We start from the raw sequence: 22,940 nt of genomic DNA on the forward strand, positions 1-22,940 counted from the left end.
TGCCGGCGTGGATCTCGGTCGCGAGAGATCCGTGCCGGCTCGGGGCAACCACGCGTGAGATCGGGTACCGCGCGTGCTTCACCCGCGCGGTACCCGACCGACGACGTATTCGCCGGCCGCGATGGCAGCAGGTCGAATGTCGGCCGGAAAGAGTCGGCGCCACTGCCGATGCTGGCGGATGCCGTGCATGCCGCCAGCCCATTTCGTGACTATTGCCGCGGAACGGGTGAGCCGTCAACGCCGGAAGGCGAATATCAGGAGCACGTGACGAACCAGTCCCACCAGTAGTATCCGACCAGCTCCTGGGTGCTTCTTTCCAGCGTATAGAGCCCGAAGCACGCGCCAAGCGTTTCTATCCCGCTCTCTCTTGCCTTGGAGCCAATGCTGACGAAAGTCTGCGGCTTCGTCACCGGCGGCAGGCCGTCGCGCGTTTCAGGATTCAGTTGCACGGCGTTCACGTCGAGGAAGTCCTGCGAAAACGGGTTGAATACCTGCTGGCCGAACAGGTGCGAAACCTGATAAATCAGCACCGCGTCGTCCACGTTCCCATAGAGGGAGACTGCCCTCAGTGAAACCGTGTCGCCCGGATACAGCGTCAGAACAGGGTCGGCCGGGCCGTTTCCGATCGACCCGCCCCGCGCACCGGTATACAGCAGGCGCACGGCGCGGTGATCGACGGCGATCGGTAATTCGGGCTGCCTGCTCGGATGCGGGTATCTCCACTTGATGTATTCCGTGTCGATTACCGCAAGGATGTCGATTTGCTGCGCGCTCGGGTCGAGCGTGAGGCTTCCAAGATCGGCTGTCATACGGGTGCTCCATTTTGGTTTTGTCGCGGAAAAGGCGCGGCACCCTCCGGGGCGCCGCGCAAGATCTGCCGACTTGAATCGCTCCCGTATCGCTTCGGAGCGAGTTGTCGGCGGCGCTCGCGTCAAGCAGCGGCGGCTTGCCAGACCCAGAAGAAGTAGCCGAACAAGGATTTCCTGTTCTGGCTCCGCGTATAAAGCGCAAAAGACGTGGCGAGGTACTCGGATCCGGCGGATTTTGCGACGGATTCGAATGCCTGGAAGACCTGGGATTGCGCCGAGGTCGCGATGAGGTCCGGCGTTTCGGCAGCGCTCGCCGCGCCAGCCTGTTCGATGGTCACCGCGGTAAACGGAGCGAACACCTGAGCGCCCGAGTATTGCTGGACGTGGTAAATCAGCGCAGCGTCTCCGGAATTGTCGGCCAGCGACGTCCCCATCAGGGATACCTTGTCGCCGACATTCAATTTCAGGCCCAGATTACCGTTTCCCTCCGAACTGCTCACGCCGGGCGCGTGGCCGTTGAGCATGAACAACGCAGTGCTGGGGATGTTGGTCGGGTTCTGCGCGTTCAGGCTCGGATTGGGGTGACTTCTCTTTATGTAATTCGTGTCGATAACTGCAAGAATTTGAATGGACTGAGCGGCTTTTTCCAGATTGATGCTGTTCGGATCGACTTTCATTGGAATGCCTCCGTGGTGGGCCAATTGCCCGTGCGGTGCGCGTGGCGCATCGGCGATGCGCTTTTTCAGTATTGGCCATTTATATTGGTTTTAGTACCTGTCAGGTTTGATGGGGGATTTATTTTAATGAAAGTTGCTTTTCGCGGACGAGGTGGGGTCGATGTCGCGGTGTAATCGACTGTAATTGATTTTATGGATTTTTTCGGTCTGGAATCGGGTTGTTGGGTCTGAATTAAAACGTTCGTCGCCGCGTAATCGACTGTAATTGATTTCGATTGCCGAAGAGGGCGATATTGTCCTTGACGCGCCAATGACGCGTCGTCGGATTTAAATTCATAACGCTTAATGAATGGAGATCAGCCATGGCTACCGAAGTCACTCTTGCATCGAGCGCACAGGACATCAACATCATCGCGGTGATCGATACGGAATGGGTCAAGAAAACGTATCCGAATCCGAGCCAGGATCCGAACAAGCCGACGGGCATCGCCCACAATGGCCAGTTCCTGATTTGCACCGGCGCGCGTGGCGTCAAGGGGCAGGGTACGGCCGACCTGGAAATCACCGCATATCCGGGTGACCGCGTCCAGTTCACCGGCGTGTCGATCTACGACAACTCCGACGATGCCGTGATCATCTACAACATCCCGCGCTATCAAGGCGACGAGGTATTCAACCCGTTCGTCTGCAACACCGTCGTCCGCAATGGCGCGGTGGAACCCAACCCGGATTCGGGGAGCCGCAATGGCCTCCCGCCGCTGAAGAAGCAACTCACGTTCGCGACTTTCGACTCGTCGGTCCGGAAAAGCGGCACCGAATATTTCGGCGTTTGCTTCGCGCTTTACAAGCTCGTCGGCGGGCAGAACCAGGAACTGTTCGGCTACTACTGGTGGGATCCGAAGATCTACGTGCCGGCCTGACCCGATCGTCTCGACGTCGGCGCCCGAGCAGGCGGAAACGCCTGTAGGCGGGTACAGGGCGCGATGTCCCGGCCCAAGCGCGACATCGTGTCGGGCGCCGGCGACGGGCAGGATCGTGCCCACGATCATCGTCGTGGGCACGATTCAACCGAACATCGAAGCCGGACGGTGCGGTTGCGCGGCACCGCACAGTCTTGTACGGTGAGCATTCGTCCGAACCGGAGCCCGCCGCGTGAACCGTACCGCCAACCGATCCACCGTACCGTCGCCGTTCTGGCGCGATACCGCGCTGCCGTTCATCGAGGCGCGCACGGTCGACGACGGGCGTGCGATCTGCTATGCGAAGCACACGCACGACACGCTGTCGGTGGGCGCGATCGTCGGCGGCACGAGCACGTACGTAAACGGTGCGACGAACGCGCACGTCGGCCGCGGCGTGCTCGTGATCATCGATCCGGAGCAGGTACACGCCTGCAATCCCTACGGCCCGGATGCGTGGGCATACCGGATGGTCTATGTCGACGTGCCGTGGCTCGCGCGGCTGCAACACTCGCTGGGGCACGATCCGAACCGCGATTTCCACGGGTTTTCGCCGAAGTGGACCGACCGCGGCGACCTGTTCGCGCAATTTGGCGGCTTCTATCGCACGCTCGTGTCGCCCGGCATCGATGCGCTCGGCAAGGAAAGTGCGGCGGTCGAATTCTTCACGGCGCTGCACGGCGCGCTCGATCGTGAACTGCCCGACCGGCGGCCGGGAGACGACAACGCGAAACTCGCGCGCGCGGCCGACTACATCGCCGCCCATTGCCGCGAGTCCGTCACGCTCGATGCGATCTGCGCGGCGGCCGACCTGTCGCCGTCGTACCTGATCCGCGCGTTCAATGCGCGTTACGGGATGACGCCCCATGCGTTCCTGATCGATCGGCGCGTGCAGTACGGCCGCACCGAGTTGCGCCGCGGCCGGCCGATCGCCGAAGTCGCGCTCGACGCCGGCTTTGCGGACCAGGCGCATTTCCAGCGCGCATTCCGGCGGATCGCGGCCGCGACGCCCGGACAGTATCGCAGCGCGATGCGCTGACCGGCGAAGCCGCTACACGTCCAGCAGGAACAGCGCGCTGCCCGCGAGCAGCAGCGCCATCAGCCGGTTGAACACGCGCATGCGCCGTGCGTTCGCGAGCCGGTGCCGCAACGACGCGCCCGCATAGCCCCAGCATGCGATCGACGCGAAGCAGATCACCAGATACAGCGCGGCGAACTGCCAGACCTGCGCGCGGTCGCCATCGGCCGCATATGCGCCCATCGCGGCCACGCACGCGAGCCATGCCTTCGGATTGAGCCACTGCATCGCCGCGCCGGACGCCGCCGACGGGCCGGCCACGTGCGGATCGGCCGACAGCCGGCCGTCGTCGAGCGCGAGCCGCAGCGCCATGTACAGCAGGAACGCGATTCCCGACCACTGCGTGGCCGTCGTCAGCACGGGCCAGCGCGCGAGCGCCGCGTGCAGGCCGAGGCCGATCAGCAGGAACAGCGCGACGAAGCCGAGCGTCGCGCCGGCCGCGTAGCGCAGGCTCGCGCCGAGGCCGTGGCGGGCGCCCGCGCTGAGCGCGACGATGTTGACGGGACCGGGGGTGATCGACGAGGCGAGCGCGAACGCGGCCATCGAAACCAGCATGCTCATCAGGTGTCTCCATGCGACATGTCGAAAGTCGTATCGAGACTACGGGCGCCGCGTCGGCCCGTATTGAAGAAAACTGCCCTCGGCGGCGCGCGACCGCCGTCAGTGCAGCGCGCGCGGCGCGTGCGCCGCCCGCGCGTCGCGCGGACCAGACGGATTGGCCGAATCGGCCGAATCCACCGCGCCGACGACATCGGCCGGCCGCAGCGGCCCGCCCGAGCAGGGTTGCGTCGATACCGAGAAGCCGAACGTGTTGACGCCGCCCGAGCACGCGACGAACACGCCGCCGCCGTGCATCTCGGCCACGGCCTTGACGATCGACAGCCCGAGCCCGTGGTTTTCCTTGCTGTTCGCGCGCGCTTCCTCGAGCCGGTAGAAGCGCTCGAACACATGCGAGCGCAGCACCGGGTCGATCGGCTCGCCGGGGTTCGACACGGCCATTTCGACGAGCGCGTCGCGGCGCGTGATCGTCACGTTCAGCGTCGCGCCGGGCGCCGAATGCTGGATCGCGTTGATCAGCAGGTTCGTCATCGCGCGGCGGAACAGCGACGGATCGACGGCCGCGCGCGCATCGCCGTGCAGTTCGGCGCGCAACCGCGCCTCGTCGAGCGGGATTTCGAGGAAGTCGAGCATGCGCCGCACCTCGTCGGCGAGCGATACGTCCTTCAGGTCGGTCGCGCGTTCGCCGCGGTCGCTGCGCGACAGGAACAGCATGTCGTTGATGATCACGCGCAGCCGCTCGAATTCCTCGAGGTTCGACTGCAGTGTCTGGCGCATCCGGTCGACCGACCGGTCGCGGCTCGTCAGCGCGACCTGGGTCTGGCCGATCAGGATGCTGATCGGCGTGCGCAGCTCGTGCGCGACGTCCGCGTTGAACGCTTCGAGCCGCGCGTAGGTTTGCTGGATCCGTTCGAGCGCGCCGTTGAACGACGTTGCGAGATCGCGCAGCTCGGTCGGCAGCGCGTCGGTGTGCAGCCGCTGGCGGCGGTTCGTCGCGCTCACGCTCGCCGCGTCCTGCGACAGCCGGTCGAGCGGCGCGAGCCCGAAGCGCGCGACCGCGCGGCTCAGCAGCAGCGTGATGACGGTGGCCGTCGCGATCAGCGCGGCCAGCGTCCAGCCGAAGCGGCGCAGCATCCGCTGCGTCCGTTCGCACGACGTCGCGACCACCAGTTGCAGCGTCGGCCGCTCGCCGGCGCCGGCGAGCGTGATGGTTTTCGTCATCACCGCGTAGCTGCTGTCGTTGAGCTGGTAGCGCTGGAACGCGCCGAACGGCGGGTCGAGCGGCACGCCGTCGACAGGGCTGCCGAAGCGGAACGCGGGGTTGTCGCTGATTACCTGGTAGTGCGTCGAGCCGTCGGGCGGCTCGAGATCGGCGAGCTTTTCCTGCATCAGGCGGCCGCGCGCGGCCGTGGTCGCGTGCGACACGATCATCTGGGCGACCTTGGCGCGCGTGTCGATCGTCGCGCGCAACTCGGCGAACAGCTGGCGCTCCATCATCACGAACAGCCCGCAGCCGACCAGCGTGAACACGAGCAGCGACACGATGCCGAACATCGCCGAAAGCCGCAGGATGATCGAGCGTTTCATGCGCGCCGCTCCGCGTCGCCGTCCTCGCGCGCTTCGAGCACGTAGCCCATCCCGCGGATCGTGTGCAGCAGCTTGTCCGCGAACGGGCCGTCGAGCTTCGCGCGCAGGCGCTTGATCGCCGTTTCGACGACGTTCGCATTGCTGTCGAAGTTCACGTCCCACACGAGTTCGGCGATGGTCGTCTTCGACAGCACCTCGCCGCTGCGCCGCGCGAGCACGCCGAGCAGCTGGAATTCCTGCGCGGTGAGGTCGAGCCGCGTGCCGTCGCGGGTCGCGCGGCGGCCGATCAGGTCGACGCGCAGGTCGCCGATCGAGATCAGCGTCGATTCCTGCACGCGGGCGCGGCGCGTCAGCGCGCGCAGCCGTTCGATCAGCTCGAGGAACGAGAACGGCTTGGTCAGGTAGTCGTCGGCGCCGCCGCGCAAGCCGCGCACGCGGTCGTCGACGCGATCGCGCGCGGTCAGCATGATGACGGGCGTCTGCTTCTGCGCGCGCAACGCACGCAGCACGCCGAAGCCGTCGAGCTTCGGCAGCATCACGTCGAGCACGACCACGTCGTAGTCGAATTCGACGGCTTTCCACGCACCGTCCTCGCCGTCGAGCGCGGTGTCGACGACCCAGCCTTCCTCGGTCAGGCCGCTCTTCAGGTATTCGACGACTTTCGGTTCGTCTTCGACGATCAGCACTTTCATGTTCGCTTTCCGCGTAACCGGTTAAGGGTGGGTCAAGGGCCGACACCCGCGCCGCGCTGCGGGGCCGCCGACGCGACGTCGGACGGCGCCGGGCCGCTCGCCGCATTGCCGTCCCAGCCGCCGCCGAGCGCCTTCGCGAGAAACACGACGAGCGCCGCGCGCTGGCCCTGGATCTGCACGGCCTGGCGCTCGCTCGTCAGCAGTTGCTGCTGGGCCGTCAGCACGTCGATGAACGGCGTCAGGCCGCCCGCGTAGCGATCCTGCGCGAGCGACACGAGCTTGCGTGCGTCGTCGACGGCCGCGGAGGCCTGCTGCGCGGCCTGCGCGAGCACCGACAGGCCGGTCACCGCATTTTGCACCTCCTGGAACGCGGTGAGCACGGTCTGCCGGTAGCTGGCCTGCGCGGCGACGTAGCCGGCCTGCGCGAAATCGACGCCGGCCTTCAGCTTGCCGCCCTCGAACAGCGGCTGGCTGAGCGACCCGCCGACCGACCACAGCAGCGCCGGCACGGTGAACAGGCCCGCGAAGCGGGTCGCGTCCCAGCCGAGGTCCGGCGACAGCGTGATGCGCGGGAAATACGCGGCGCGCGCGACGCCGATCTGCGCGTTCGCGGCGGCCATCGCGCGCTCGGCCGACGCGACGTCGGGGCGCCGTTGCAGCAGGTCGCTCGGCATGCCGGTCGGCAGCGTGGGCGCGTTGATCGGCACCACGCGCGGCGGCAGCGAGAATTCGGGGGCGGGCGCGCCGACCAGCGTCGCGATCGCGGTTTCAACCTGCGCGCGCTGCTGGATCAGCAGTTGCGCCTGCGTGCGCGTCGCGTCGAGCTGCGCGCGCTGCTGCAGCAGATCGAGCCCCGATACCGCGCCGAGGTCGTGGCGCGCGCTCACGTAATCCAGCGCCTTCTGCTGCAGATCGATCGAACGCTTGACGACGTCGATCTCGGTGTCGAGTTCGCGCAACGCGAAATAGCTCGACGCGAGATCGGCGCTCAGCACGAGGCGTGCATTCGCGAAATCGTCGCGCGCCTGCTCGGAGCTGGCCTGCGCGGCTTCGACGCTGCGCCGCACGCGGCCGAACAGGTCGAGTTCGTAGCTGACCGCCGCGCCGACCTGGATCTCGTTCTGCACGGTCGACATGCTGCGCGTCGCGTAGTTGGTCTGCGGCCGGTCGGCGGAGATCTTGAAGCGCTGGCCGCTCGCGTTCAGGCCGACGGCCGGATACTGCGCGGACGCGACCGACGCGAGCGTCGCCTTCGCCTGGTCGTAGCGCGCGGCCACCGCCTTCAGGTTCTGGTTGTTGCGCAGCGCGTCGGCTTCCAGCGCGTCGAGCTGCGCGTCGCCGAACGCGGTCCACCAGACCGGATCGAGCGACGCGCGGGCCGGTGCGGCCGGCTGCCAGTATTGGTCGGCCGGATCGAGCCGCCACGCGGCCGGTGTATCGACGGGCGGGCGCCGGTAATCCGGGCCGACCGTGCAGCCGGCGGCGACGGCGGCCGCGACGATGGCGGCGAGCGCCACGGGCCGCACGCGCGTGCGCATCGCGCTCACGACTTCGCTCCCGCGACCGCGGAGGCCGGCTGCGCGGCCGGCGCCTGCACGACGACCCGGTCGCCGTTCGCGAGCGCGTCGCTCGGGTTCGCGACGAGGCGGTCGTTCGGCGTGATCGGCCCGTCGACTTCGAGCGTCTGGCCGATCGTGCGCACGACCGTCACCTGCTTCAGGTGGACCTGGCCGTTCGCATCGACGGTCGCAACCGTCGGGCCTTCGGCGCGGAACAGCAGCGTATTGGCCGGCACCTGCAGGCGGCCGACCGGCGTCATCGGCAGCGTCGCCTGCACGTACGCGCCGGGCAGCAGCCGCCCGTCCGGGTTCGGCAGCGTGATCTCGATCTGCAGCGAGCGCGTCGCGACGTCGATCGCCTCGGACGTGCGCGTGATCGTGCCGTCGAACGTCCGCCCCGGCAGCTCGGCCTGCGCGACGCTCACGTGCTGGCCGACCTTCACCTGCTGCGCATACGCCTGCGGCACCTGCACGTACAGGCGCAGCCGGTCGGCCTGCACGACCGTGAACAGCGCGCGGCCCGCGTTGCCGGAATTGACGAGATCGCCGACGTCGACGTTGCGCTGCGTGACGATCCCGTCGATCGGCGCGACGATCCGCTGGAAGCCCTTCAGTTCGGTGAGGCGGCGCATGTTCGCATCGGCCGCCGCGAGGTTCGCGGTGCCCTGGTTGAACGCGCCTTGCCGGTCGTCGAGTTCCTGTTGCGACACCGCATCGCGCTGGCGCAACTGCTGCGCGCGGTCGAACGACGTCTTCGCGAGCGCGAGCGCGGCTTGCGCCTGCTGACGTTGCGCGGTGGCCTGCGCCAGTTCCTGGTTCAGCTCCGGCGTATCGAGTTCGGCGAGCGTTTGCCCCTGTTTCACGTGCGCGCCGATATCGGCCTGCCAGCGCAGCACGTAGCCGCTGGCGCGCGCATGGATCGGCGCCTCGACGAAGCCGCGCAGCGTGCCGGGCAGCGTCAGCTTGCCGCCGGTGGCCGCGTCGACCGGATGCACGACGTTCACGTACTGGCGCGTGTTCTGCTCGGCGACCGCGTCGAGCCGGTTGCGGTTCAGCCCGTTGACGATCAGCGTGCGCGCGGCGCCGGCGGCCAGCAGTACGCCGATCACGATCAGGACGACCCGTCCGCGTCGCGACACCGACGCGCGCGTCGGCAGGTGCATGCCGTGTTCGTCCACCTGGATGCCGACGGCGCTGTGATGTTTCTCTTCCATGAATTCAACCAATTCAACCGGGTAGTGGGGCGAAAGTCAGTGTCCGGCCTGGCGCGCGCGCCGACGGGCCAGCCGTGAATGCACGCCGCCGAACACGAGCGGCACGAACAGCAAGGTCGAAACGGTCGCGAACAGCAGCCCGCCGATCACCGCGCGGCCGAGCGGCGCGTTCTGCTCGGCGCCTTCGCCGAGACCGAGCGCCATCGGCACCATCCCGATGATCATCGCGAGCGCCGTCATCAGCACCGGCCGGATCCGCGTCGCGCCGGCTTCCAGCGCGGCCGTGAGCGGCGGCGCGCCGGCCGCGAGCCGTTGCCGCGCGAACGACACGACCAGGATGCTGTTCGCGGTCGCGACGCCGACCGTCATGATCGCGCCGGTCAGCGCGGGCACGCTCAGGTGCGTGCCGGTGACGAACAGCATCCACGCGATGCCGGCGAGCGCGGCCGGCATCGCGCTGATGATGATCAGCGGGTCGAGCCACGACTGGAAATTGACGACGATCAGCAGGTAGACGAGCACGATCGCCATCGCGACGCCCGCGCCGAGGCCGAGATACGACGTGCGCATCGTCTCGATCTGGCCGCGCATCGCGAGGGCGGTGCCGCGCGGCAGCGTCGCGCGCGCGTCGGACACGATGCGGTCGATCTCGCCCGCGACCGCGCCGAGGTCGCGGCCCTCGACGCTCACGTACACGTCGATCGCCGGGCGGATGTTGTAGTGCGTGATCACGGCCGGGTTCACGGTACTGCGGACCTGCACCAGGTTGCCGAGCAGTTGCAGCGGCGCGCCGGCGCGGCCGCTGGCGGAGATCGGCGTGCCGAGCAGGTCGTCGACCGACGACAGGTTGTATTGCGGGGTCTGGATCTGCAGCGGGTACTGGACGCCGGTGCGCGGGTTGATCCAGAACGACGGCGTCGTCTGCGAACTCCCCGACAGCGAGATCAGCATGTTCTGCGCGACGTTCTGCGCGGAGAGATTGAGCTGCTGCATGCGCGTACGGTCCATGTCGGCCAGCAGGGTCGGCTCGTCGTTGCGTTGCAGCACGTGCACGTCGACGGCGCCCGGGATTTGCCTGATCTTTTTCATCAGGCTGCTCGCAATGGTCATGTTACTCGCGAGATCGTTGCCGAGCACCTGCACGTCGATCGCGGCCGGCTGCCCGAAGTTGAGGATCTGCGTGATGATGTCCGACGGCTGGAAGAAGAACTCGACGCCCGGGAAGCGTTGCGGCAGCAGCGTGCGCAGCGTCTGTACGTAGTGCCCGGTCGCGCGGTGGCCGGGCTTCAGCGCGATCAGCAGCTCGCCGTCGAGCGTGCCGATCGTGCCCGCGTTGCTGTACGACAGGTTGATGCCGCTCACCGGCAGGCCGAGGTTGTCGACGATCGCGCCGAGCTCGTCGGGCGGCACGGTTTCGCGGATCACGCGCTCGACCTGGTCGGCGAGGCGCGCGGTTTCCTCGATCCGGTAGCCGGTCGGTGCGCGCATGTGCAGCCGGATGTTGCCGGAATCGGCGTTCGGGAAGAAATCGCGGCCGAGCATGAACACGAGGCCGGTCGACAGCACGCAGAAGCCGAGGAAGCACAGCGCGTAGAAGCGGCGGCGCACGAGCAGGATGCTGAGCAGCACGATGTACCACGCGCGCAGCCGCTCGAACGCGTGGTTGAACGCGTGATGGATGCGGGCGAAGCGCGACGCCGAATGGTCGGCACCGGTGTGCGCCTGCTGCGGGCGGAACAGCAGCATCGCGAGCGTCGGCACCAGCGTGCGCGACAGCACGTACGACGCGAGCATCGCGAACACCACGGCTTCCGCGAGCGGCACGAACAGGAAGCGCGCGACGCCCGTCAGGAAGAACATCGGCACGAACACGATGCAGATGCACAGCGTCGACACGAGCGCGGGCACCGCGATCTCGCCCGCGCCTTCGAGGATCGCGTCGTGCAGGTTCGTACCGAGATGGAGGTGCCGCTCGATGTTCTCGATCGTGACGGTCGCGTCGTCGACGAGAATGCCGACCGCGAGCGCGAGCCCGCCGAGCGTCATGATGTTGATGGTCTCGCCGAGCGCGGACAGCGCGATCAGCGACGTGAAGATCGACAGCGGAATCGAGATCGCGATGATCAGCGTGCTGCGCCAGTTGCCGAGGAACAGCAGGATCATCATCGCGGTCAGCACGGCGGCGATCAGCGCCTCGTGGATCACGCCCTGGACGGCCGCGTTGACGAACACCGACTGGTCGAACAGCGGCGTGATCGTGAGCCCCTCGGGCAGCGTCGGGATCACCTTCGGCAGCAGCGCCTTCAGGTCCGACACGACCTTGAGCGTCGACGCGTCGCCGCTTTTCAGGATCGAGATGAGCACGCCGCGCTGGCCGTTCTGGCGCACGACGTTGGTCTGCGGCGCGAAGCCGTCGCGGACCGACGCCACCTCGCGCAGGTAGGTCGTCGCGCCGTTGACGGTCTGGACCGGCAGGTCGTTGATGTCGGCGACGGTATCGGCGGACGCGTTCGTGTCGATCCGGTATTCGGTCTGGCCCATCTTCGCGGTGCCGGTCGGCAGCACGAGATTCTGCGCGTTGACCGCGTTGACGATGTCGGCCGGCGTGAGGCCCTTCGCGAGCAACGCCTGCGGATCGAGGTCGATCGCGACCACGCGGGTGCGCCCGCCGTACGGGAACGGGATCTGCGCGCCCGGCACGGTGATCAGTTGCGGGCGCAGGAAGTTGAGCGCGATGTCGGCAAGCGACTGTTCGCTGAGCGTCTTGCTCGACAGCCCGAGCTGGATCACCGGAATGCTCGACGCGGAATAGGTGATCACGAGCGGCGGCGTCGCGCCCTGCGGCATCTGCCGCACGATCGCCTGCGCGGACGAGACCGTCTGCGCGATCGCCGTCTGCACGTTCGCGCCCGGTTGCAGGAACACCTTCACGACCGCGATGCCGGGCAGCGACGTCGATTCGACGTGCTGGATGTTGTTGACGGTCGTCGTCAGCACCCGTTCATGCACGGACGTGATGCGGTTCGTCATCTCCGTCGCGGAGAAGCCGTTGTAATTCCAGATCACGCTGATCACCGGGATGTTGATCGCGGGCAGCACGTCGACCGGTGTGCGCATCAGCGCAAGCGGGGTGGCCAGCACGATCATGATGGCCATCACGATGAACGTGTAGGGGCGCCTGAGCGCGAGATTGACGATCCACATGGAGGCGGCGGGGCAGGCGGTGATCGGGCGGCGGTGAAGGGAACCCGAATGATAGGCGTCGGCCCGGCACGGGTTACTGTCGCGAAACTGGCGGAATCGTCAGGTTGAGGCGCGCGGGCCGTCGGCCGATTCCGCAGACGGAATGCGCCGCCGCGATCGCGACGGTTTCGCGTATCGGGCGGCGCTCACAGCTGCTCCATGCCGAAGCGGGCGAGCGCATCGAGATCGACGACGTCGATCTGGTTGTACGCGAGCCGCAACGCGCCGAGCTTCTCGAGTTGCTGCAGCGCCTGGTTGATCCGCTGGCGCGACACGCCGACGAGCATCCCGAGTTCCTCCTGCGAGATCGACAACGACGGGCCGGTATCCGGGTACAGCGCGGGGTTGAAGAGCTGCGCGAGCGCCTGCGCGACGCGCGCGTCGACGTCGAGCAGCCGGCTGTTCTGGATCGACGCGATGAATTCGCCCATCCGGTTGTTCAACTGATGGATCACGAAGCGCGTGAACGGCAGGCTCGTGTCGAGCAGCGCATGGAACGTGTCGACCGGCACGAACAGCACGGTCGAGCGCTGGATCGCGACGACCTCGTACTTGCGCAGCTCCCGCTTGATCACGCTGCCTTCGCCGAACCAGCCGCCCGACGGCACGCCGGAGAACGTGCAGCCGCGCCCCGACACGTTGAAGATCGCGAGCTTCAGCAGCCCCTGATGGACGCCGATCCAGTATGCGGAAGGCGCGAGCCGGTGCGCGATCACGTCGCCGGCTTCGCACTGTTCGACGTGCGACTGGGCTAGCACGAGCGCCTGGTGCTCGGGCGCCAGCGTGCGGAACCACGCGCATTGGCCGAACAGTGTCGCCAGCGGCGGCAGCGGGCCCGGTGCGGGAGGCGGGTCGGCCGGGGCGGCGGCCGCGTCGGGATGGTCGTGCATGGGTGCGGGTTTGCGAGGATAGGGATAACGCGCAGCGCTCGAGCGGCACTCTGTCGTTTCGATGACAGACGGCTCACAATAGCGCCCGTTAGGCTGTCGGCAATTGAACCACATCAAAACGATCCGGGGTGCATGCGCTCCGGTCGACACAACACGGGAGACAGGATCATGACGCAGATGTTCGAGGCCGGGCTCGGCCGCCGCGATGCCAATTACGTGCCGCTCACGCCGATCGATTTCCTGATCCGGGCGGCGGAAGTCTACGGCGAGCGCCTCGCGATCGTGCACGGCGACGTGCGGCGCACGTGGGGCGAGACCTGCACGCGCGCGAAGCAGCTGGCGAGCGCGCTCGCGCAGGCCGGCGTCGGGCGCGGCGACACGGTCGCGGCGCTGCTGCCGAACATCCCGGCGATGGTCGAGGCGCACTTCGGCGTGCCGATGGCCGGCGCGGTGCTGAACACGATCAACACGCGGCTCGACGTGTCGTCGGTGCTGTTCATGCTGCGTCACGGCGAGGCGAAGGTGCTGATCGTCGACACCGAATATGCGGAGGTCGCGCAGCGCGCGGCGCTCGAGGTGCCGGGCCTGAAGATCGTCAGCGTGGCCGACGCGCTGCCGGCCGACCCCGACCGTTTCGCGGGCGCGACCGACTACGAGACGTTCGTCGCCGGCGGCGACCCCGACTACGCGTGGACGCCGCCCGCCGACGAATGGGAGGCGATCGCGCTGAACTACACGTCGGGGACGACCGGCGACCCGAAGGGCGTCGTCTACCACCATCGCGGCGCGTACCTCGCGGCGATCAGTAACATCCTCGAATGGGACATGCCGAAGCACGCGGTGTATCTGTGGACGCTGCCGATGTTCCACTGCAACGGCTGGTGTTTCCCGTGGGCCGTCGCGGCGCGCGCGGGCGTGAACGTGTGCCTGCGCAAGTTCGATGCGAAGACCGTGTTCGACCTGATTCGCCGCGAGCGCATCACGCACTACTGCGGCGCGCCGATCGTGCAGAGCGCGATCGCGAACGCGCCGGCCGAGTTCCGCGCGGGGATCGACCATACGGTGCACGCGATGGTCGCGGGCGCGGCGCCCGCGCCGGCCGTGATCGCGAAGATGAAGGAGATCGGCTTCGACCTGCTGCACGTGTACGGGCTGACCGAGGTCTACGGCCCGGCGACCGTTTGCGCGAAGCAATCGCACTGGGACGCAGTGTCCGACGAGGAGCGCGCGCGGCTGAATGCGCGTCAGGGCGTGCGCTACCACCTCGAAGCGGGCGCGACGGTGCTCGACCCGGACACGATGACGCCGGTGCCGGCCGACGGCGAGACGCTCGGCGAGATCATGTTCCGCGGCAACATCTGCATGAAGGGCTACCTGAAGAACCCGAAGGCGACCGACGAGGCGTTCCACGGCGGCTGGTTCCATACCGGCGATCTCGCGGTGCTGATGCCGGACGGCTATATCCGGATCAAGGATCGCAAGAAGGACATCATCATCTCGGGCGGCGAGAACATCTCGAGCATCGAGGTCGAGGACGCGCTGTACCGGCATCCGGCGGTGGCCGTGGCGGCCGTCGTCGCGATGCCCGACCCGAAGTGGGGCGAGGTGCCGTGCGCGTTCGTCGAACTGCGCGAAGGCGCGAGCGCGACCGAGGCGGAGATCGTCGCGCACTGCCGGCAACTGCTCGCGGGCTTCAAGGTGCCGAAGGCCGTGCGCTTCGGCGAGCTGCCGAAGACGTCGACCGGCAAGATCCAGAAGTTCCAGTTGCGCCACGCGGTCGGCTCGGACAAGGCGATCGACCTGGCCGGCGACAAGAAGTAGTCGAGGCCCGGCCGCGGCCGATCGCCCGCCGTCGGTCACGCGTCGCGTTCGAGCCGGAACACGCTGACCGCGTCCGACAGTTGCGCGGCCTGGTCGCGCAGCGCGACGGCCGCGCGCTCGGCATCCGAGATCAGCCGCGCATTCTGCTGCGTCGCGTCGCCGATCTGCGTGACGGCCAGGTTCACCTGCTCGATGCCGGTCGATTGCTCGCGCGACGCGGCGCTGATCTCGCCGATCAGCGTGCGCACCTGGTCGACCCGCGCGACGATGTCGCGCATCGTGCCGCGCGCGGCGTCCGCGATCCGGTAACCCTGTTCGACGGTCGTCGACGATTCGGTGCTCAGTGCGTCGATCTCCTTGACCGCGGCCGCGCTGCGCTGCGCGAGCGCGCGCACCTCGGCCGCGACCACCGCGAAGCCCTTGCCGTGTTCGCCCGCGCGGGCGGCTTCGACGGCCGCGTTCAGCGCGAGGATGTTGGTCTGGAACGCGATGCCTTCGATCGCGCCGGTGATCTCGGCGATCCGGCGCGTCGCGCGGCCGATGTCGTCCATCGTCGCGACCACGCGCTGCACCGCGGCGTCGCCGTTCGTCGCGGCGGCCGACGCGTCCGCGACCAGCGCGTTGGCTTGCGCCGCGTGCTCGGCGCTCTGCTGCACGGCGGCGGTGATCTGCTCCATGCTGGCGGCCGTCTGTTCGACGCTGCTGGCCTGCGTCGCGATCCGCGCGGCGATGTCGCCGCTGCCGGCCGCGATGCCGACCGTGCCGTGCGCGATGTCGGCGGCGCTGTTGCGCACTTGCGCGACGATCCGCGCGAGGCCGTCGCCGATCCCGTCGACCGCCTGCACGAGCCGGCCGATCTCGTCGTTGCCCGTGCCGCCGGGCGCGCCGCCCGCGCCGTCGCGGATGCGCACGCTGAGGTCGCCCGCCGCATAGCGTTCGGACGCGCGCGCGGCGGCTTCCAGCGGCCGGCTCACCACGCGTCGCACGACGATGACGAACAGCGTCGCGAACGCCGCGACGAGCACGGCGCCGATCATCAGGAAGCGGTTGCGGGTGGCGCGCATGGTGGCAAGCAGCTCGTCGTCGAGCGCAACGCCGCCGACGAGCCATTGCCACTGCGGAATCGTCGTGAACGACACGAATTTCGCGCTCGGCCCGCCGTCGTGCGCGGCGGGATCGGTCGACGTGTACGCGAGCCGGCCTTCGCCGGCCGCCAGCATCTGCGCGTAGGGCGCACGCGCGTCGTCGGCCCGCTGGCCGGCCGCATCGGGATGCACGACGAAGGTGCCGCGCGACGGGCCTTGCGATGCATCGAGCACGAAGTAGTAGCCGTTGTCGCCGATCTTCAGTGCGCGGATGCCGTCTTCGACGAGCTTGAGCTCGGCGCCGATGTCGAGGCCGACGAACAGCGCGCCGATCACGCGGCCGCCCGCATCGGTCACCGGTTTGTACTGCGTGATGTACGGCCGGCCGAACAGCTTCGCGAGGCCCGTGTAGCTGCGCCCGGCGACGAGCGGCGCATACGCGGGGCCGGCGCGGTCGAGCTTCGTGCCGACGGCGCGCGCGCCGTCCTGCTTCTTCAGCGACGTCGTGATGCGCACGAAATCGTCGCCGTCGCGCGCGAAGATCGTCGCGATCGCGCCGCTTTTCTTCAGGAACTGGTCGGGAATCGAGTAATCGAGGTCGAGCGGCTGGCCGCCCGCGAGAAGCGTCGGCGCGGCCACGCCGCCGATATCGACGGTGCGCGCCGGGTCGAGCGTGAAATCGGCCGGCAGGAAACTCGCGAACAGCGACATCGAGCGGTTGGCTTCGGCGCTCAATGCCTGGTCGAACAGGTCGACCATCGCGCGGATCGACTGCTCCTTGTCGGCGATCCGCTGATGCGCTTCATCGGCGAGCTGCTGGCCGGCGAAATGGGCGAGCGTCCACGCAAACACGGTAAACAGCAAGGCGACGAGCGCGCACGCGAGCGCGGCCAGACGCGCGCCGACGCTCACTCGGCCCAATTGGGTCATTCTCATGAGACATCCTGAGTGGGAGTGAGAGGAGGCGGAACGCACGCGTCACCGCTCGTGGTCCCGTTAATACGGCAACTTTCGCGAAATCTTTAGCGGATGTCGCGGATCACGGGCCCGCAGGCGGGCGAAGGGGAAGCGGAGGTCAGTGCGTGACGAGCCACGCGACGGCCAGATAGCGGCCGACTTTCGCGATCGTCACGATGACGAGAAAGGTCGGCAGCGGCTCGCGCAGCACGCCGGCGATCATCGTCAGCGGATCGCCGATCACCGGCGCCCAGCTCAGCAGCAGCGACCAGCGGCCGTAGCGCGCATACCAGCGCTCGGCGCGCGCGAGCGCGGACGGTTTGACCGGAAACCAGCGGCGCTCGCGAAAATGCTCGATGCCGCGGCCGAGCGCCCAGTTGATCGCCGAGCCGGCGACGTTGCCGACGCTCGCGACCAGCACCAGCGCCCACGCGGGTTCGCGCCCGGCGAGCAGCAGGCCGGCGAGCACGGCTTCGGACTGGAGCGGAAACAGGGTCGCGGCGACCATCGACACGGCGAACAGGCCGCCGTAAGTGAGCAATTCGGACATCGCGCGATTGTACCGGCCATGCGGCGGCCGGCTCCGGTCACGCGGTCATCGGCTCACGATCTCATGCGGCATCCGTCGTGCCGAACAGCAGGTGCGAGATCACCGACTTGTCGACCGGTTCGTCGTTGAGCGTGCTGGCGAGCAGTTCGCCCGCGAGCTGCTGCGGCGAGAACACCATGTCGGGCTTCAACAGCCGCAGCCGTTCGAGGTTGCGCTGCTGGTTCACGAGCGCGACCGTGCGCACCGACGGTGCGATCTCGCGAATCGCGAGGATGATGAATGCGTTTTCGGCGTCGTCCGAACGCAGCGCGAGCACCGCGCGGGCGGTCGCCGCGCCGGCGCTCTCCAGCACCGCATGGTCGGTCGCATCGCCGACGATCAGGTCGGTCGCGGCCGGATAGTTGTGCTCGACGCCGGCCGGCACGACGACGGTCACCGCGTAGCCGCGCTTGCGCAGCCCGTCGTGCACCGCATGCGCGACGGGCGTCGCGCCGACGATCAGGAAATGATGCTTGCGGATCACGTTCGAAATGCCTCCCTTGACGATCCGTTTCAGATTGCCGCCGATCACCGGGCCGACGACCGCGCTGATCGACGTCGCGAACACCGTGATGCCGAGCACGATCACCGACGCGGTGAACAGGCGTGCGGTCGGCGCGTGCGGGACGATGTCGCCGTAGCCGACGGTCGACATCGATACGATGGAGAAATAGACGGCGGTGGCGAGATCGTGGACGGGCGGCGTGAATTCGTCGCCGAGATAGAGCACGCCGAAGGTCGCGTAGATCAGCAGCGACACGATGCTCAGCAACGCGAACAGGCTGCTGGCGGCGATGCTCGCGCGGTCGAAGTGCCGCCAGTAGTACAGCAGCGCGACGACCAGCACGGCCGTATAGACGAACACCGCGTGGCTGCGATAGCCGCCGAGCACGCTGATGGCGGCCGCCGCGACCAGCAGCAGGATCGACAGCACCCACGCGACGCGGGCGCGCAGCACGATGCCGATGGCCATCGTCGCGAGGCCGGCCGCGACGACCACCTGCGGCAGCACGACGAGCCCCATGTTGTCGACGAGGTTCAGCGCATCGGCGAGCCAAGCGCGATGCAGGCCGAGCCGCGCGTGTTCGACGACGGGGCGCAGCACCATGAGTGCATCGAGCGCGAGCAGGAGGGCGAGATACCAGTGCAGGCCGATCGGCGCGAACAGGCGCCGCAGGCGGGTAGTGACGTGCTTCATTCAGTCGCCCGGCAGGGCATGTCCAACGAACCAGCCGCTACCCTAAAGCATTCGGCGTTCGGCTGCTTTTTCGCGGGGCCCGATGGTTGCCGCCACGGAGCCGGCACGCCGGCCGTTCAGTTCCAGCCGACCATGATCGCGCCCATCCCGACGAGCAGCCCGCCCGTCACGCGGTTCATGGCCCGCATCCGCGCCGGCCGCTGCAGCGCGCGGCTCAGCCGGTGCGAGAACAGCGCCATCGACGCGACGCCGCCCGCGAACAGCAGCGCGAACGTCGCGGCGAGCAGCAGGTATTGAAGGTTCAGGCTCCAGTCGGCAGTCGGGCTGATGAACTGCGGAAAGAACGACGGAAAGAACAGCAGCGTCTTCGGATTCAGCCCGGAAGTCGCGACGCCGCGCCAGAACAGCGCGCGTCCGGAGTCGGCGTCCGGCGCGGCGATCGCCGTTCCCGCGTCGACGTCGGCCGGTGCCGCGGCTGCGCCGGCCGGCGCGCGGCTCAGCCATTGCTTGCCGCCGAGCCAGACGAGATACGCGGCGCCGGCCCAGCGCAGCACGGTCAGCGCGTGTTCGTCGAGGTGGACCAGCGAATTGAGGCACAGCGCGGTCAGCGCGAGTTGCAGCAGCACGGCGAGCGTGCCGCCCCAGACGCACGGCAGCGCGCGGCGCCAGCCGGTGCGCAGCGCCTGGTTCATCGTGAGCAGGTTGACGGGGCCGGGCGCGTAGATGAGGACGACGGAAGCGGCGAGGAACGACAGATAAAGCTTGAACGACATGACGGATGGGCAGGAACGGGGAAGCAGGCACCGGCCCCGCACGCGGTCGGATAGGCGTGCGGGCGGCGGGGAATCGCATGCCTGCCGGCCGGCACCGCAACTCGTGATTGCGGCCGTGCGTCCCGCTGCGAGGGGTTGTCGCGGGGAGCGTGCCGGGCAGCAGGCATGGAGAAAATGTATCAAGCGGCCCGGTTAAAAGGCTTCCTGTTTTCCAGCAAAACGCGCCTGAAACCGGAATCCCGTTCAGATAGAATGCCGATTTTCAGTAGAAGATTCTTCTCATCATGGCTACCCGCGAACGCACGCCGAAAACGCTCGACAATCAGGACCGCAAGATCCTGGGGGCATTGCAGAAAAATGCGCGCCTGTCGAACGCCGAACTGGCCGAACAGATCGGCATGTCGACCACCGCCTGCTGGAACCGCACGCGGCAACTCGAACTCGACGGCTACATCGACGGCTATGTCGCGCTGGTCAACCAGCGCAAGCTCGGCTACGCGGACATCGTGATCCTCGAAGTCACGCTCGATCGCCATGAAGACGACGCGCTGGCGCGCTTCGGCGCCGAACTGGCGGCGCTGCCGGAGGTGCTCGAGGCGTATCTGGTGTCGGGCGAGTACGACTACTGGATCAAGGTCGCGGTGGACGGCACGGCCGGCTACGAGCGCTTCCTGCGCGAAAAGCTGTACCGGATTTCGAGCATCCGCCACAGCCGCTCGATGTTCGCGCTGCGGTGCATGAAGGACGTGCCTTCGATTCAGGTGTGAGGGAGCGGAGATGGGCGCACGGCCGTCGCTGCAGCGACGGCGGGTGCGATCGGACGCAGGCGCGGAGGAAAGCCGGCGAACGGCTTAGAGGAAGGGCGTGCCGGGCAGACGGCCCCGGGGGCACAAAAACGGATGAATCTTCCGTCCGCCTGGCCCGGCGCAAGCGCGCGCAGGTCGCGAAGAATGGCATCCCGTCCGGGCCGCAACCGGCTGACGACGGTCCGCGCCGACACGAATCGGCGCCGGTCTCGGCCTGAAACACGGCCTCGAGACGACCTTGAAACGCTGCCGATGCGGTGCGCGTATCCGGCCGGGAAGGACGAACCCCGGCCTCTTTCTACATGCCCGGCGCGCCCGTCGGGTACGCCGCGCGACCGCCGCGGTCGGCGTGCGTCAGCGCAAGCGCGTCAGCCGGCCGGCCGTTCGCTCAGCGCGGCAGACGCGCGTGTGCTTCAGCGATGACTTCGCAGTTCTCGAGGTGGAGCGCCCAGGCCTCTGCCAGCAGCTCGCCAACACGTGCGAGCCAGCCAGTGGATTGGGTGGAACGATCGGAGACATTAGACGTTTGCATGACGAAGCCCCATATAGGTGGCGAGTTAGGGATAACCCTAATCATAGCGAAGCGGCACCGTCTTGTGAAATGCGATTTCGTTATATGAGAATTACTGACAATTTGTGTTGCTGCTGCGCAACATGAATGTCGGCCACCCGGGCATGCCGGGCAGGCGTGACGAGGCCGTGCCGGCACGGCCTCGCGTGGAGAAAGAACGAAGTCGGGCGTAGGAAAAAAGTGCGCTTACCGGCCGATCCACCCGAAGCGCCACGACAGCCGCCGCGTCGCGGCCCGCAGCGCTTGCGCCAGCGCGCTGTCCGGCCCGCGCGGGAAGCCGCGCGACGAGCCGATGATCGCGATCACGAGCCGGATGCTGCCGGTGTGATCGAATACGGGCGCGGCGATCGTCCCGATGCCGGGCACCGGCGCGTCGAACGCGAAATCGAGTTCGTCCGCGCGGATCGCGGCGAGCCGGGCGCGGAAGGCCGCATCGTCCGGCGCGGCGTGCGCGCCGGCGAGGCGCACCGGCTCGTTGGCGAGCAGGTCGGCCAGCACGTCGTCGGACATGCCGGACGCGAAAATCCGGCCGATCGCCGTATTGACGAGCGACATCACGGTGCCGACCTGCAGGCTCACGTGCTGCGGCCGCGCCGATTCTTCGAGCCGGATCACGGTCGGCCCGAGCGGCCCGAGCGTCGCGGCGGCCACGCTCATGTCGGTCGCGCCGGCGAGCGCGACGATCTCGGCTTCCGCATCGCGGGTCGGCGACACGCGCTGCATCGCGATCAGGCCGAGCGCCTGCGCGAGCGGGCCGCCGTCGAAGCAGCCGGCGTCGTCGCGGCTCAGCAGGCCGATCTTCTGCAGGCTGACCAGATGCGGAAACGCCTTCGCGGCCGGCATGCCGGCCGCCGTCGCGAGATCGCGCAGCGGCAGCGCGCGGCCCGCCGACACCAGCGCGAGCAGCAGCTCGCCGGTGCTGTCGAGCGCATTGATCCCGCGCTGCGCTTTTGCGTCGTCGGCCAGCGCGGGCGGTACGCGCGCGGCGGCCGGCGCGGGCGCGGACGCCGGCGCCGGGTCCGCACCTGCGGCGCCGAGCGACGCGGTCGCCTGCCGCGCCGCGTCGCGCAAGGCCACGGCGATCGGGCCGTCCCAGTCGACATCGATCGATCCCGTCGAACCGATCACCGTCAACGCGAGTTGCAGGCGCCCCTGCGCATCGAAAACGGGCACGCACATCCCGCTGACGCCGGGGCTCGGCCGGTCGATGCTGCGTTCGATGCCGCGCATGCGGATCGTGTCGAGTTCGACGGGTTGCGCACCGGCGTCCGGCGCGACCGGCGCGCCTTCGGCGCCTGCCAGCGTATCGCCCGCGCCGGCCTGGCTGGCCGCCATCGCGTCGAGTTGCGCGGCGTCGCCGAACGCGCGGAACACGCGGCCGGTCGCCGTCGTGTCGAGCGACATCACCGAACCGACGTGCAGGTTCACGTGCAACGGATAGCCGCCGTGCTCGATGCGCACGATCGTCGGGCCGAGCACGCCCGGCACGGACAGCGCGACGCTCAGGCCGACCGTTTCCGCGAGCCGCACCGCGTGCGGAAGCGTCGCGCGGTAGGCCGGCTGGCGCTCGATCGACATCAACCCGAGCCGCAGCGACAGCGGGCCCGGCTCGTAGTTGCCGGTGAGCGCGTCGCGTTTCACGAGCGCGAGTCGCGTCAGGCTCACGAGATAGGTGTGCGCCTGAGCGGTGGAGAGATCGGCCGCCGCGGCCAGCTCCGACAGCCCGAGCGGCTTGCGCCGGCGCGCGAGCGCGTCGAGCAGCCGGCCGCCGACCTCGACACTCTGGATGCCGCGCTGCGCCTTGGGCGGCGCATCGTCCGCGCTGACTTCGTGGTTCTGCACGCGATGATTCTTCCGTTGACGAAACCCCGCAT

Annotated in this window: 18 protein-coding genes; 4 read left to right on the forward strand and 14 right to left on the reverse strand. The window is 68.2% G+C overall.

What is annotated here, in order from left to right:
• Nucleotides 1–254 precede the first annotated feature (254 nt).
• Complete coding sequence (locus KU887_RS18580; protein WP_048985533.1) at nt 255–809, reverse strand: inclusion body family protein; 555 nt, start codon at nt 807–809, stop codon at nt 255–257.
• Between the two features lie 122 nt (nt 810–931).
• Nucleotides 932–1,486, reverse strand: a complete 555-nt coding sequence (locus KU887_RS18585) for an AidA/PixA family protein (protein ID WP_080330966.1) — start codon at nt 1,484–1,486, stop codon at nt 932–934.
• 362 nt (nt 1,487–1,848) lie between these two features.
• Here KU887_RS18585 and KU887_RS18590 point away from each other — a divergent pair, with 362 nt between their 5' ends.
• Entirely contained in the window at nt 1,849–2,406 is a 558-nt protein-coding gene (locus KU887_RS18590) for an inclusion body family protein (RefSeq protein WP_006485654.1), read from the forward strand.
• 232 nt (nt 2,407–2,638) lie between these two features.
• Nucleotides 2,639–3,484, forward strand: coding sequence for an AraC family transcriptional regulator (locus KU887_RS18595; protein WP_006485655.1), 846 nt, complete (start codon nt 2,639–2,641; stop codon nt 3,482–3,484).
• A gap of 12 nt (nt 3,485–3,496) precedes the next feature.
• Here the strand turns inward: KU887_RS18595 and KU887_RS18600 are convergent, their stop codons facing one another.
• From KU887_RS18600 to KU887_RS18630, 7 genes are all read right to left on the reverse strand, one after another.
• Nucleotides 3,497–4,084 carry a LysE family translocator gene (locus KU887_RS18600; protein ID WP_006485658.1) on the reverse strand — a complete coding sequence of 196 codons (588 nt, stop codon included), beginning with the start codon at nt 4,082–4,084 and terminating at the stop codon, nt 3,497–3,499.
• Nucleotides 4,085–4,183: 99 nt separating this feature from the next.
• The gene (locus KU887_RS18605; protein ID WP_212111082.1) at nt 4,184–5,668 is read right to left on the reverse strand and encodes a heavy metal sensor histidine kinase; all 1,485 of its coding nucleotides are present in this window, start codon (nt 5,666–5,668) and stop codon (nt 4,184–4,186) included.
• Complete coding sequence (locus KU887_RS18610; RefSeq protein ID WP_006485649.1) at nt 5,665–6,360, reverse strand: heavy metal response regulator transcription factor; 696 nt, start codon at nt 6,358–6,360, stop codon at nt 5,665–5,667. Before KU887_RS18610 ends, KU887_RS18605 begins: the two co-directional genes overlap by 4 nt.
• Before the next feature lie 32 nt (nt 6,361–6,392).
• Complete coding sequence (locus KU887_RS18615) at nt 6,393–7,898, reverse strand: efflux transporter outer membrane subunit (RefSeq protein WP_258258460.1); 1,506 nt, start codon at nt 7,896–7,898, stop codon at nt 6,393–6,395.
• Nucleotides 7,899–7,903: 5 nt separating this feature from the next.
• On the reverse strand, nt 7,904–9,133 hold the full coding sequence (locus KU887_RS18620) for an efflux RND transporter periplasmic adaptor subunit (RefSeq protein ID WP_077021060.1): 1,230 nt from the start codon (nt 9,131–9,133) through the stop codon (nt 7,904–7,906).
• A gap of 36 nt (nt 9,134–9,169) precedes the next feature.
• Complete coding sequence (locus KU887_RS18625; protein ID WP_006494933.1) at nt 9,170–12,337, reverse strand: efflux RND transporter permease subunit; 3,168 nt, start codon at nt 12,335–12,337, stop codon at nt 9,170–9,172.
• Between the two features lie 185 nt (nt 12,338–12,522).
• Entirely contained in the window at nt 12,523–13,266 is a 744-nt protein-coding gene (locus tag KU887_RS18630) for a Crp/Fnr family transcriptional regulator (RefSeq protein WP_006481933.1), read from the reverse strand.
• A 168-nt stretch (nt 13,267–13,434) separates the two neighbouring features.
• On the opposite strand from KU887_RS18630, the gene KU887_RS18635 reads away from it, so the two are divergent.
• Nucleotides 13,435–15,087: an acyl-CoA synthetase gene (locus KU887_RS18635; protein WP_034202390.1), complete on the forward strand. Its 1,653-nt coding sequence runs from the start codon at nt 13,435–13,437 to the stop codon at nt 15,085–15,087.
• 35 nt (nt 15,088–15,122) lie between these two features.
• Here the strand turns inward: KU887_RS18635 and KU887_RS18640 are convergent, their stop codons facing one another.
• The 4 genes from KU887_RS18640 to KU887_RS18655 form a co-directional block, all read right to left on the reverse strand.
• Nucleotides 15,123–17,108: a methyl-accepting chemotaxis protein gene (locus tag KU887_RS18640; protein ID WP_060265977.1), complete on the reverse strand. Its 1,986-nt coding sequence runs from the start codon at nt 17,106–17,108 to the stop codon at nt 15,123–15,125.
• 139 nt (nt 17,109–17,247) lie between these two features.
• The gene (locus KU887_RS18645) at nt 17,248–17,679 is read right to left on the reverse strand and encodes a YqaA family protein (protein WP_048985523.1); all 432 of its coding nucleotides are present in this window, start codon (nt 17,677–17,679) and stop codon (nt 17,248–17,250) included.
• Between the two features lie 61 nt (nt 17,680–17,740).
• The gene (gene kch, locus KU887_RS18650) at nt 17,741–18,916 is read right to left on the reverse strand and encodes a voltage-gated potassium channel protein (protein WP_006481934.1); all 1,176 of its coding nucleotides are present in this window, start codon (nt 18,914–18,916) and stop codon (nt 17,741–17,743) included.
• 116 nt (nt 18,917–19,032) lie between these two features.
• Complete coding sequence (locus tag KU887_RS18655) at nt 19,033–19,689, reverse strand: LysE family translocator (protein ID WP_006481932.1); 657 nt, start codon at nt 19,687–19,689, stop codon at nt 19,033–19,035.
• Nucleotides 19,690–19,973: 284 nt separating this feature from the next.
• On the opposite strand from KU887_RS18655, the gene KU887_RS18660 reads away from it, so the two are divergent.
• Nucleotides 19,974–20,456 (forward strand): Lrp/AsnC family transcriptional regulator, encoded by a 483-nt coding sequence (locus KU887_RS18660; RefSeq protein ID WP_006479115.1) that lies wholly within the window; start codon nt 19,974–19,976, stop codon nt 20,454–20,456.
• A 796-nt stretch (nt 20,457–21,252) separates the two neighbouring features.
• On the opposite strand, the gene KU887_RS18665 is transcribed toward KU887_RS18660, so the two are convergent.
• On the reverse strand, nt 21,253–22,908 hold the full coding sequence (locus KU887_RS18665) for an IclR family transcriptional regulator (RefSeq protein WP_258257110.1): 1,656 nt from the start codon (nt 22,906–22,908) through the stop codon (nt 21,253–21,255).
• Nucleotides 22,909–22,940: the final 32 nt, after the last annotated feature.

The organism is Burkholderia sp. EMB26, assembly GCF_024730645.1.
In the GTDB taxonomy this organism is placed as follows: domain Bacteria; phylum Pseudomonadota; class Gammaproteobacteria; order Burkholderiales; family Burkholderiaceae; genus Burkholderia; species Burkholderia cenocepacia.